12 protein-coding genes are annotated in these 12,012 nt (G+C 73.1%); 7 read left to right on the top strand and 5 right to left on the bottom strand.

From position 1 onward, the window contains the following. Nucleotides 1–56: 56 nt before the first annotated feature. Entirely contained in the window at nt 57–494 is a 438-nt protein-coding gene (locus EAO71_RS05810) for a protein-tyrosine phosphatase family protein (protein WP_147976806.1), read from the bottom strand. Between the two features lie 155 nt (nt 495–649). Here EAO71_RS05810 and EAO71_RS05805 point away from each other — a divergent pair, with 155 nt between their 5' ends. The 5 genes from EAO71_RS05805 to EAO71_RS05785 all read left to right on the top strand — a co-directional run bounded on the left by EAO71_RS05805 (nt 650) and on the right by EAO71_RS05785 (nt 5,758). Beyond that, on the top strand, nt 650–2,362 hold the full coding sequence (locus EAO71_RS05805; RefSeq protein WP_147976699.1) for an IclR family transcriptional regulator domain-containing protein: 1,713 nt from the start codon (nt 650–652) through the stop codon (nt 2,360–2,362). Between the two features lie 160 nt (nt 2,363–2,522). Continuing rightward, entirely contained in the window at nt 2,523–3,278 is a 756-nt protein-coding gene (locus tag EAO71_RS05800; RefSeq protein WP_147976698.1) for an amino acid ABC transporter ATP-binding protein, read from the top strand. A gap of 42 nt (nt 3,279–3,320) precedes the next feature. Beyond that, a complete protein-coding gene (locus tag EAO71_RS05795) occupies nt 3,321–4,172 on the top strand; it encodes a glutamate ABC transporter substrate-binding protein (RefSeq protein WP_187282572.1) in 852 nt (283 codons plus the stop codon). A gap of 9 nt (nt 4,173–4,181) precedes the next feature. After that, the gene (locus EAO71_RS05790) at nt 4,182–4,847 is read left to right on the top strand and encodes an amino acid ABC transporter permease (RefSeq protein ID WP_147976697.1); all 666 of its coding nucleotides are present in this window, start codon (nt 4,182–4,184) and stop codon (nt 4,845–4,847) included. Continuing rightward, nucleotides 4,844–5,758 carry an amino acid ABC transporter permease gene (locus tag EAO71_RS05785; protein WP_147976696.1) on the top strand — a complete coding sequence of 305 codons (915 nt, stop codon included), beginning with the start codon at nt 4,844–4,846 and terminating at the stop codon, nt 5,756–5,758. The genes EAO71_RS05790 and EAO71_RS05785 overlap by 4 nt, the downstream gene beginning before the upstream one ends. 105 nt (nt 5,759–5,863) lie before the next feature. Here the strand turns inward: EAO71_RS05785 and EAO71_RS05780 are convergent, their stop codons facing one another. Further along, a complete protein-coding gene (locus EAO71_RS05780; protein WP_147976695.1) occupies nt 5,864–6,619 on the bottom strand; it encodes an anti-sigma factor in 756 nt (251 codons plus the stop codon). Next, nucleotides 6,616–7,200: a sigma-70 family RNA polymerase sigma factor gene (locus EAO71_RS05775; RefSeq protein ID WP_147976694.1), complete on the bottom strand. Its 585-nt coding sequence runs from the start codon at nt 7,198–7,200 to the stop codon at nt 6,616–6,618. Before EAO71_RS05775 ends, EAO71_RS05780 begins: the two co-directional genes overlap by 4 nt. A gap of 221 nt (nt 7,201–7,421) precedes the next feature. Between EAO71_RS05775 and EAO71_RS05770 the strand changes: the two genes are divergently transcribed. Further along, nucleotides 7,422–8,060, top strand: coding sequence for a fasciclin domain-containing protein (locus EAO71_RS05770; RefSeq protein ID WP_147976693.1), 639 nt, complete (start codon nt 7,422–7,424; stop codon nt 8,058–8,060). A 115-nt stretch (nt 8,061–8,175) separates the two neighbouring features. Here EAO71_RS05770 and EAO71_RS05765 read toward each other — a convergent pair whose 3' ends face one another. Together EAO71_RS05765 and EAO71_RS05760 are read right to left on the bottom strand one after the other, a co-directional pair. Next, entirely contained in the window at nt 8,176–10,296 is a 2,121-nt protein-coding gene (locus tag EAO71_RS05765) for an MMPL family transporter (protein ID WP_147976692.1), read from the bottom strand. 282 nt (nt 10,297–10,578) lie between these two features. Then, nucleotides 10,579–11,073 carry a MarR family winged helix-turn-helix transcriptional regulator gene (locus EAO71_RS05760; RefSeq protein ID WP_147976691.1) on the bottom strand — a complete coding sequence of 165 codons (495 nt, stop codon included), beginning with the start codon at nt 11,071–11,073 and terminating at the stop codon, nt 10,579–10,581. Between the two features lie 132 nt (nt 11,074–11,205). On the opposite strand from EAO71_RS05760, the gene EAO71_RS05755 reads away from it, so the two are divergent. Then, nucleotides 11,206–12,012, top strand: an 807-nt coding sequence (locus tag EAO71_RS05755) for an NAD(P)H-binding protein (protein WP_147976804.1), incomplete at its 3' end; no start/stop codon positions are given.

Raw genomic sequence — 12,012 nt, 5'->3', positions numbered from 1 at the left:
CGCCCCGCCCGGGCGGGGGTGAGGGCTTCCGGGTCCCGGTCCGGCCCCGTCAACCGTCAGGAGCGGCCGGTGAACCCGCGTACGTACCGCTTCTGCCAGGGCGTCTCGACCGCGCCGGGGTGGTAGTGACGGCGCACGTACGGCACCGCCTCGTCGGCCGGGACACCGTCGAGGACGGCGAGGCACGCCAGGGCGGTGCCGGTACGGCCCCGGCCGCCGCCGCAGGCGAGTTCCACGCGCTCCTCGGCGGACCGCTCCCACGCCTCGCGCAGCAGCGTCACCGCCTCCGCCCGGTCGCTCGGCAGCCGGAAGTCGGGCCAGCGCAGCCACCGCGCCTCCCACGGGACCCCGGCCGGCGGCTTTCCCAGGAGGTACACGGCGAAGGCGGGCGTCGGCCCGTCCGGCAGAGGACGGCGCAGCCCGCGCCCTCGTACCAGGCGCCCGGAGGGCAGCCGGAGAACGCCGGCGTCCGTCGCTTCCCAGGTCTCGGTCACGCCCCCACCGTAATCGTCGCCCGGCCCGTACGGCGCGGAACGACGGCCCCGGTGCGAGCCTCCCGCAGGCCCTGGCCGCCGTCCGCCGTGGACACGTGCGACCCGCGCCGCCGCACGCCACTACGGTGTCCTCCACGTTCCGTCAGGGAGAGCCCATGCAAGCGACCGAGACCGTGCCGCCCGTCGAGCCCGAACCGCCCGCCGCGCCCGCGGCCGCGCCCCGGGCCGGGCTGCCGCCGGAGGCCGTCGGGCCGCTGGTGCGCGGCATCGGCGTGCTGCGCCTGCTCACCGACGCCGACGGGGTCCTCGGCCTCAGCGCCCTGGAACGCGGCACCGGCCTGGCGCGCGCCACCGTCGACCGGGTGACCGGCACCCTGGCCCGCATGGGGTACGTCCGCCTCGACGGCCGCGACGTCCACCTCGCCCCGCGCCTGATGGAGCTCGGCAACGCCTACCTGGCCGGCCTCCGCCTCCCCACGCTCCTCGGCCCGCACGCGGACGCCCTCGCCGACGCCCTCGACGAGTCCGTCTCGCTCGCGGTCGCCGACGGCGACGGCACCCGCGTCGTCCACCAGTCCACCCGCCGGCGCGCGATGTCCCTCAGCTTCCGCATCGGCGACCTGCTCCCCGCCGAGCGCACCGCCCCCGGCGCCCTGTTCGCCGCCGACTGGACGCCGGCGGACTGGGCGCGCCGGCGGGCCCGCCGTGCCGCCGACCCCCTGGGCGCGGGCTTCCCCGCCGTGCCGTCCGCGGCCGGCCCCGACGACACGGAGTTCGCCGCGCGCGCGGCCCTGGCCCGCGAACGGGGCTGGGCCCTGGACGACCAGCTGATCGAACCGGGCCTGGTCGCCGTGGCACTGCCCGTGCGGGGCGCCGACGGAGCCGTGGCCTGTGTGGCGAGCGTCGTCAGCCACACCAGCCGGCACACCGCCGCCTCGCTGCGCGACACCGTGCTGCCCCGCCTCGCGGCCGCCGTGCGGACCTGGGAGGAGGTGCTGAGCCGACCGGCTCCGCCGGACGGCGCCGCCGAGGACGCGCCGCCCTCCGGTCTGGCGTGCTGGACCCACGCCTCGAAGCAGGAACTCGGCCGCGGGTTCGTCGAGTCACTGGCCCGGGGACTGACGGTGCTCACCGCCTTCGGGGCGGGGCGGGCCGAGCTCCCCCTCGCCGCCGTCGCCGAGGCCACCGGACTGGCCCGCGCCACCGCCCGGCGCGCCTTGATCACGCTGCGGCACCTCGGGTACGTCGAGGCCGACGGGCGCCTGTTCCGGCTCACCCCCCGGGTCCTCGGCCTCGGCTTCCCCTCGCTGGCCCGCATGCCCCTGCCGCAGATCGCCGCACCCCACCTCGCCGAACTGTCCCGGCGGGTCCACGACTCGGCCTCCCTCGCGGTGCTCGCGGGCGACGACATCCGCTACACCGCCCGGGTCGCCACCCGGCGGATCATGAGCGTCCACATCACCGTCGGCACCCGCTTCCCGGCGCACGCCACCTCCATGGGGCGGGTCATGCTCGCCGGACTCCCGCCGGCCGCGCGCACCCGCTGGCTGGCCGGAACCGAGCGGCCCGCCCTCACCCCGCACACGGTGACCGCCCACCGGGAGCTCGCCGCGATCCTGGACCGGGTGCACGAGCAGGGGTACGCCCTCGTCGACGAGGAGCTCGAACAGGGTCTGCGCTCCCTCGCGGTCCCCGTGCGCGACCGGACGGGGGCGGTCGTGGCCGCCGTCAACGTCGCCATGCACAGCAGCCGGCGCACGGTCGAGGAGTGCCTGGCCGAGGTGCTGCCCGAGCTGCGCGACTGCGCCGCCCGGATCGAGGCGGACCTCTCGACGGCGGGGCGCTTCGCCCACGTGCCGGAGGTCTGAGCGCCTCCGGACCCTCGTGGGCGCCCGCGGACCGGGGACACGTCCGGCCGAGTCCCCGGGCGGCACATGGACGGCTCCGGCGTGCGCGCGCAGGATGTTCGGCGGAGCATGAACGTGGGGAGGCAGCGGCACGACGGGGGCGGTGACCCAGGAGGCTGCCATGCCCGTTCCGGACGGTGGTGATGCGCTCGTCGTCCTCAGGAACGTCGACAAGCACTTCGGCGCGCTCCACGTGCTCCAGTCCATCGACCTCACCGTCGGCCGGGGCGAGGTCGTCGTGGTCATCGGCCCGTCCGGCTCCGGGAAGTCGACCCTCTGCCGCGCCATCAACCGGCTGGAGACCATCGACTCGGGCGAGATCGCCATCGACGGCCGGCCGCTGCCCGCCGAGGGCCGGGAGCTGGCCGCGCTCCGCGCCGACGTCGGCATGGTCTTCCAGTCGTTCAACCTCTTCGCGCACAAGACGGTCCTCGAGAACGTCACGCTCGGCCAGATCAAGGTCCGCAAGAAGGACAAGAAGGAGGCCGAGCGCCACGCCCGCTCGCTGCTCGACCGGGTGGGGGTCGGATCCCAGGCGGACAAGTACCCGGCCCAGCTCTCCGGCGGCCAGCAGCAACGGGTGGCGATCGCCCGCGCGCTCGCCATGGAACCCAAGGTGATGCTCTTCGACGAGCCGACGTCCGCGCTCGACCCCGAGATGATCAACGAGGTTCTGGAGGTCATGCAGCAGCTCGCCCGGGACGGCATGACGATGGTCGTCGTCACCCACGAGATGGGCTTCGCCCGCTCCGCCGCCAACCGCGTCGTCTTCATGTCCGACGGCCGGATCGTGGAGGAGACGACGCCCGACGAGTTCTTCAACAATCCACGCAGCGACCGCGCCAAGGACTTCCTGTCCAAGATCCTCCATCACTGAGCGCGGACGCCGCGCGCACCGCAGCCCCCAAGGGTGATCACCATGAACAAGATCCGGCTCACCAAGGCATGCGTCGCCGGCGCTGCCGCGATGGCGCTCTCCTTCTCCCTGGCCGCCTGCGGCGGCGACGACGGCGGAGGATCCGGCGCCTCCGGCAGCGGCGACGACCAGATCACCGTCGGCATCAAGTTCGACCAGCCGGGCATCGGCCTCAAGACGCCGGACGGCACGTACACCGGCTTCGACGTGGACGTGGCGACCTACGTGGCGAAGCAGCTCGGCTACGACCCGGCCGACATCGAGTGGAAGGAAGCCAAGAGCGCCGACCGCGAGACGCTGCTCCAGCGCGGCGACGTGGACTTCATCACCGCCTCGTACTCGATCAACGACGAGCGGGCGAAGAAGGTCGACTTCGCCGGACCGTACCTGCTGGCCCACCAGGACGTCCTGATCCGCGCGGACGACAACTCGATCACCAAGCCGTCCGACCTGAACAACAAGAAGCTCTGCTCGGTGACCGGCTCCACCTCGGCGCAGAACGTCAAGACGAAGCTCGCCCCGCAGGCCCAGCTGCAGGAGTACGGCGGGTACTCGGAGTGCCTGACCGGTCTGGAGAACGGCGTCATCGACGCCATCACCACCGATGACTCGATCCTGGCGGGGTACGCCTCGCAGCCCGGGTCCGAGGGCAAGTTCAAGCTCGGCGGCTTCAAGATGAGCAACGAGAACTACGGCATCGGCGTCCAGAAGGGCAGCGACCTCACCGACAAGATCAACGACGCCCTGGAGAAGATGGTGGCCGACGGCTCCTGGGACGCGGCGGTGAAGAAGAACTTCGGACCCGCGGACTACCAGAACGAACCCGCCCCGGAGATCGGCGTCGTCGTGAAGTGAGGGGCCGCCGTGTTCGACTTCCTCGAAGGCTACGACCTGCTGGGCGCCTTCTGGGTGACGGTGCAGCTCACCGTCTACTCCGCGATCGGCTCCCTCATCTGGGGGACGCTGCTGGCCGCCATGCGCGTCAGCCCCGTCCCCCTCATGCGGGGCTTCGGCACCGTCTACATCAACATCGTCCGCAACATCCCGCTGACCGTGATCATCGTCTTCACCTCGCTCGGCCTCTTCCAGACGCTCGGCGTCGACCTCGGCGCGAAGGACTTCACCACCATCAACTTCCGCCTGGCCGTGCTCGGCATGACCGCCTACACCTCGGCCTTCGTCTGCGAGGCGCTCAGATCCGGCATCAACACCGTGCCCCTCGGCCAGGTCGAGGCGGCTCGCGCGATCGGGCTCAGCTTCCCGCAGACGCTCCGCCACATCGTGCTGCCGCAGGCCTTCCGCTCGGTCGTCGGCCCGCTGACGAACGTCCTGATCGCGCTCACCAAGAACACCACCGTCGCCGCCGCGATCGGCGTCGCCGAAGCGGCGCTGCTGATGCGGGAGATGATCGAGAACGAGGCCCAGCTCATCCTCATCTCGGTGATCTTCGCCTTCGGCTTCATCTGCCTCACCCTGCCCACCGGGCTCTTCCTCGGCTGGATCGGCAAGAAGGTGGCGGTGAAGCGATGAAGGAGAACCCCACCGTCCTGTACGACGTCCCCGGCCCGCGGGCCAAGCGGCGCAACGTCCTCTACACCGTGCTGTTCGTGCTCGGTCTGGCCGCGGTCGTCTGGTGGGTGGTGACCGCCCTCGCCGACAAGAACCAGCTCGACTGGGCCAAGTGGGAGCCGTTCTTCACGGACTCCCGCACCTGGACCACGTTCCTGCTGCCCGCCCTGAAGAACACCCTGATCGCGGCCGCGGCCGCGATGGTCATCGCGCTGCCCCTCGGTGCGCTGCTCGGCGTCTCGCGGCTCTCCGACCACGGGTGGGTACGCGCCGGAGCCGGCACGATCGTGGAGTTCTTCCGCGCCATCCCGGTCCTCATCCTGATGCTCTTCGCGAACGCCGCCTACGCCGAGTTCACCGACATCAGCCCCGAGTCGCGCCCCCTGTACGCGGTCGTCACCGGACTCGTCCTCTACAACGCGTCCGTCCTCGCCGAGGTGGTGCGGGCCGGCATCCTGGCCCTGCCGAGGGGGCAGACCGACGCGGCGAAGGCGATCGGCCTGCGCAAGGGCCAGACCATGACGAACGTCCTGCTGCCGCAGTCGGTCACCGCGATGCTGCCCGCGCTCGTCAGCCAGCTCGTCGTCATCGTCAAGGACACCGCGCTCGGCGGCGCGATGCTGGGCTTCTCCGAGCTCCTCGCCTCGGTGCGGCCGATGAGCGCGAACTACGGGGCCAACACCATCGCCAGCTTCACGGTCGTCGCCGTCGTCTTCGTCATCCTGAACTTCGCCCTGACCACCTTCGCCGCCCGCCTGGAACGGCGTCTGCGGCGGGCCAGGAAGTCGACGGGCGCGGTCGTCGGCGCCGACACCGTCGAGGATCTGGCCACACCCGGCGAACACACCGGGCCGGCCGACGGGACGAAGTGACGACCGTCCCGGCGGCGGCGCGCGCGACGCGGCGGACCGCGGGAGCACCGGGAACGCGCGGACCGGGGACGATGGGGGAGCCCCCGGGCCGCGCCGCCCGCCCGGTCAGGCCGTCGGGAACTCGATGAGGGCCACGGGCTCCGAGGTCGGCTCCGGTGATCCACCGGCGGGTTCGACGGTGACGCCCATGCCGGAGGCCTTGTCCACCGGGCCCGCCAGCAGGGTGGCCGCCGCCGGGGTGTCCGAGTCCATGAGACCGGCGGAGCGCATGGTGCCGCCGTCGTCGTACCAGAGCTGGTAGACCTTGCCGCCGGGCGGTGCGGGCATGCCCGACGCGGCGAACACCGCCTGGTTCAGGGACGCGGACACGACCACCGTGCCGACCGCGCCGTCCCGCAGCGGCGCGGTGCTGACACGGGCGTCGGGGGCGGCCAGGACCGCGGCGACGGAGTCGTTCGCGCTCCGCGCCTGGCGCGCCTCCTGCCGGGCGTCCTCGGCCCGCTGGTACTGCCAGACCGAGACGCCTCCGAGGCCGGCGGCGGCCGCGAGGCAGGCGGCCAGCGCCCAGTGCGTGAGGCGCCGGAACCGCCGCTGCCCGGACATCACGCGCGCCGCCGCCGCGGTCGCGGGCGGCTCCTGCCGCACGGTCCCGATCCGGCGCATCACCTCGGTGCGCAGGGTGGCGCTCGGCGACACGGCCACGGCGAGGCCGAGCCGGGTCACCGTCTCGGAGAGCTCCAGCACCTCCTGGGTGCAGGAGGCGCAGTCCGCCAGGTGCCGCTCGACGGCGTCGCGCTCGTCCGTGTCGAGCGCGTCGAGCACGTAGGCGCCCGTCAACGTGTGCAGGTCCGCGGTGTTCACGCGCCCACCCCCAGGCAGTCACGAAGCCGGATGAGGCCGTCGCGCAGTCGTGTCTTGACGGTGCCCAGCGGCAGGGAGAGCAGCTCGGCCACCTCACGGTAGGTCAGGCCGCGGTAGTAGGCGAGGTTCACCGACTGGCGCTGGAGCTCGGTGAGCCCGCGCAGGCAGCGCCGTACCTGCTCGCGCTCCAGCCGGGTCTCCACCTGCTCCACGACCTCGTCGAAGGCCGTGGTGTGCTCCAGGAGCGCCACCCGCTTCTGGCGGTCCGACGAGGCCTGTTCGGACCGGACCCGGTCGACGGCCCGGCGGTGCGCGAGCGTCAGGGCCCAGTTCATGACCGATCCCTTCGACGGCTGGTAGCGGGCCGCGGTCCGCCAGACCTCGACCATGACCTCCTGGGCGACCTCCTCCGACTGGGCCGGGTCCCGCAGCACGGTACGGACGAGCCCCAGCACGGGACCGGACACGGCCTCGAAGACGGCCGTGAACGCCTGCTGGTCGCCCTGCGCCACCCGCCCCATCAGCTCGGGCAGGTCCGGCGCCGCGGACGGCGCTCTGCCGATGTGCACGTTCTCAATCACCGGGGAGTTCCTCCAGGAAGTACGCGGATACGCCAGGGATTCGGAGCGGACGGCCCGGCGGATGGGTCGGACGGTGACCGATCTCGTCGGGCCCTTGGAATCGTCCTGGCCGCGAGCGAAATCGTCACTCTTTCGGGCGACAGAGCCATCCGGATGCGGGGGCACGCCGAATACGCGGTGTGCCCCGCCGCCGGGTGGGGCTCCATGACCCAGGAGTGAACATGAACGCTCAGACCTTCCGCCGCGCCGCCGTCGCCGTGGCAGCCGCCGCCGTCCTCCCGCTGGCGCTGACCGCGTGCTCCGACTCCGGTGACAAGAAGTCCGAGAGTCAGGCCGCGGCCCCCGAGGCGGCGTCGTCGTCGCCCGCGGAGGCGGCCACCCCCATGGCCGGTCCGTTCGGTCCCGGGTGCGCCTCGGTCCCCAAGGAAGGCGCGGGCAGCTTCGACGGCATGGCGAAGGACCCGGTGGCGACCGCGGCGTCGAACAACCCGGCGCTGTCCACCCTGGTGTCCGCGGTCAAGCAGGCCGGTCTGGTGGACACCCTCAACAACGCCGAGAACATCACGGTGTTCGCGCCGACCAACGACGCCTTCGCCAAGATCCCGAAGGCCGACCTGGACAAGGTGCTGGCCGACAAGGAGACCCTGACCAAGATCCTCACGTACCACGTGGTGGGCCAGAAGCTGACGCCGAAGCAGCTGGAGAACGGTTCCTTCGAGACGCTGGAGAAGAGCATGATCACCACCAGCGGCTCCGGTGAGAGCTACACCGTCAACGACTCGTCCAAGGTCGTCTGCGGCAACGTGCCGACGGCCAACGCCACGGTCTACATCGTCGACACGGTCCTGATGCCGAAGTAGTCCCGGCCGCCGGCGGCGGAGGCCGGCGCACCCCGGCGCCGCGTCGCCCCCTGGCTCCCGTGACCCGGGAACCAGGGGGCGACGGCCGTCCCGGCCGTCGGTGTGCACGTACGGCCTAGTGGTCCGCCGTCTCGCGCACGGGCTCCGCGGGCTCCTCGCGGCGGCTGAGCGCGCCGGGCCACCACACCACGCGGCCGAGGTCCCGCACCAGGGCCGGCACCAGCAGCGAGCGGACCACCAGGGTGTCCAGGAGGACGCCGAAGGCGACGATGAACGCGATCTGCACCAGGAACGCCAGCGGGATGACGCCCAGGGCCGCGAAGGTGGCGGCCAGCACGACACCGGCGGAGGTGATCACGCCGCCGGTCGCGGTCAGGCCGCGCAGCACGCCCTCCCGCACCCCGTGCCGCAGGGACTCCTCACGGACCCGGGACATCAGGAAGATGTTGTAGTCCACACCGAGGGCGACGAGGAACACGAACCCGTACAGCGGGACCGACGGATCGGTGCCCGTGAAGCCGAAGACGTGCTCGAAGACGAGCGCCGATACTCCCAGCGTCGCCAGGAAGTTGAGGGCGACGGTCGCCACCAGCAGCAGGGGCAGCAGCAGGGACCTGAGCAGGCCCACCAGGATCACCAGGATGATCACGAGCACCACTGGCACGATCAGCATCCGGTCGCGCTCGGCCGTCCGCTGGGTGTCGTACCGCTGTGCCGTGTAGCCGCCGACCAGGGCGTCCGAGCCCGGCACCGCGTGCACGGCGGTGCGCAGCCGGGCGACGGCCGCCTCGGCGCGCGTGCTGTCCGCGGCGTCGTCGAGGGTCACGTCGATCCGTACCCGCCCACCGACGACCAGCGGCGCATCGGCACCCGGCCGGCCCGAGGCGGTGACGGCGGCGGCGGAGTCCACTCCGGGCACGTCCTCCGCCGCGGCGATCACCCGGTCGGCGGAGTCCGCCGAAGCGATCACGACGGCCGGGTTCCCGGCGCCGCCGGGGAAGTGACGGCCGAGGGTCGCCTGGGCGGCGACGGAGGGCGCGTCGTCGACGAAGATCTCGTCCAGGGGCACGCCCTTGGAGTCGAGGGCCGGGGCGAACGCGGCGCACGCGAGCAGCACGGCGAGCGTGGCGGCCCACACCTTGCGGGGCGCACGGTCCACCAGGGACGCGACGGTGCGCCAGATCCCCTCGCCGCCCTTCTCCGCACCGGACGTGCGGGGCTTGGCCGGCCAGTAGGCGGCGCGGCCGAGCAGGACCAGGACGGCCGGCAGGAAGGTCAGGGCGCTCAGCAGCGCGCAGACGATGCCGATGGCGCCGACCGGTCCCAGCGCGCGGTTGTTGGTGAGGTCGCTGAAGAGCAGGGCGAGCAGCCCGAGCGCCACCGTGGCGGCGCTGGCCGTGATCGGACCGACGGACTCGCGCAGCGCCGCGCGCATCGCGGGGTACCGGGCGCCCTCGTGGACCGCGAGCTCCTCCCGGTACCGGACGGCCAGCAGCAGGGCGTAGTCGGTGGCGGCGCCGATGACCAGGATCGAGAGGATGCCCTGGACCTGCCCGTCCACCCGGACGACGCCGTGGTCGGCGAGGAAGTAGACGACGGCGCAGGCCAGCCCGAGCGAGAACACCGCGCCGATGATGATCACCAACGGGAGCAGGACACTGCGGTAGACCAGCAGCAGGATGACCAGGACGGTGGTCAGGGCCACCGCGAGCAGGAGCCCGTCGATGCCGGCGAAGGCGTTCGACAGGTCCGCCTGGGTGGCGGCCGGTCCGGCGAGCCACACCTCGGTGCCCGGCACGGCCTCGGCGGCGTCCTCGATCGCGTCGAGCGTGGGCCTCAGCTCGTCGCCGAGGTCGGTGCGGAGCTGGACCACGCCGCGCAGGGCGCGTCCGTCCTCGGCCGGCAGTGCGGGGGACGGCGTGCCGACGATGCCGGGCCGGCCCGTGAGCGAGGCGAGGGCGCGGGTGGCGGCGGCCTGCCCGCCGGCGTCGAGGGCGGTGTCGTCCGGCGACGTCCAGACCACGATCGCGGGCAGTGTCTCTTCCTGGCGGAAGGCCCGCTGGGCCTCGATGACGCGGGTGGACTCCGCGCTGCGCGGGAGGAAGGCGGCCTGGTCGTTGGTGGCGACCTCGCCGAGCTTCCCGGCGTACGGCCCGAGCCCGCCGCCGATCGCCAGCCAGGCGATCAGCAGGGCGAGGGGCAGGAGGCGGCGGGCCCATCGTGCGGTGGTGGACATGGGAGCTCCAGGCACATATCTCAAGGATTAACAATCTCAATGATTGAGAGAGATTGAACCACGGCTTCCGCACGACACGGCACGAGGGCCACGGCGGAACGGGTGGACCGGGGAGCTCGGGACTCCCCGGCCCGCGCGTACTTCCGGCCCCACCGACCGATCGGATGCGGGCCGACGCGAGGAAATCCGCGAGGCCATCCGACCACCGACCACGCCGGAAACGGCGGAGGCGGACGACGGCGCGGCGCCGGGGTCGTCCGCCTCCGGGGAACCGGACCCCGGTCAGCGGCGGGGCGGGCTCAGCTCTCCCAGCTCCTCGTTGAGCGCGCCGAGGAACCGCAGGGCCACCGCCAGCTCGTCCTCGTCGAACCGGGCCAGGGCCCGCTCCGCGGCCTGGGCCAGGGGCATGAAGTAGCTGCGCGCGGCGGCCCGGGCACCCTCCACGTAGTGCACGTGGACGACCCTGCGGTCGGCGCTCTCCCGCGACCGGCGGACGTGGCCGGCCCGCTCCAGCCGGTCGAGGCAGGCGGTGACGGCACCCGAGGTCAGCCCCAGCCGCTCCCGCAGGCGGCCCGGGGTCAGCGGCTCCGTGCTGTCGAGGACGACCGCGAGCGCCTGGACGTCCGTGGGATGCAGTCCCTGCGCGAGTGCGAAACCGTGGACGAGCCGGTTGATCTCGCCGTTCGTCCGCCGCAGCTCGACGGCGAAACGCTGCAGATCCCCCGGCGCGCCCTCGGGCGCGGTTCCACCGGTCTCTCGTTCGTCTGTGCTGGCCACGCGACCAGCCTATAGAAGCCGGGTCCGCGCATCCGGTGCGGCGCCCCACCGGGAAGAGCCCGGTGAGGCGCCCGCGGCCGACCGGGCGGCGGGGCACCGCCCCACCGCCTCCGACCCGGAACGGAGCTGTCCATGAACGACACGGAGCACACCGCCGAGCCCCTGCGCTGCCTGGTCACCGGGGCCAGCGGGTACATCGGCGGGCGCCTGGTCCCCGAACTCCTCGCCGCAGGCCACCGCGTGCGGTGCCTCGCCCGCACACCCGCGAAACTCCGCGACCACCCCTGGGCGGGGCAGGCCGAGGTCGTCCGCGGCGACGTCACCGACGCCGACTCCCTCGCCGCCGCCCTGACTGACGTCGACGTGGCCTACTACCTGGTGCACGCCCTGGGCGCCGGCGGCGACTTCGAGCACACCGACCGGCTCGCCGCGCGGACCTTCGCCGAGCAGGCGCGCGCGGCCGGCGTGCGCCGCATCGTCTACCTCGGCGGACTGACCCCGCGCGGCATCGCCGAACGGGAGCTCTCGCCCCACCTGCGGTCCCGTGCCGAGGTCGGGCGGATCCTCGCCGACTCCGGCGTGCCCACCACCGTGCTCCGCGCCGCCGTCATCATCGGCTCCGGCTCGGCCTCCTTCGAGATGCTCCGCTACCTCACCGAGCGGCTGCCGGTCATGGTCACCCCGAGCTGGGTGCGCACCCGGATCCAGCCCATCGGCGTCCGCGACGTGCTGCGCTACCTCGTCGGCAGCGCCACCATGCCCGCGGACGTCAGCCGCGCCTTCGACATCGGCGGCCCCGACGTGCTCACCTACCTCGACATGATGCGCCGCTACGCGGCCGTCGCCGGACTGCCCAGGGGTGGTCGCGGAGTTTCGCGGGTGTGCGGGCGAGGCACCGCACGCGGTGGCCTGCGGCGAGGAGTTCGGGGACCAGGCGCC

The organism is Streptomyces sp. MS191 (assembly GCF_008042125.1).
Lineage (GTDB): Bacteria > Actinomycetota > Actinomycetes > Streptomycetales > Streptomycetaceae > Streptomyces.
The sequence above is the reverse complement of the archived record's forward strand: the minus strand, read 5'-3'. Positions and strand labels throughout refer to the sequence as shown.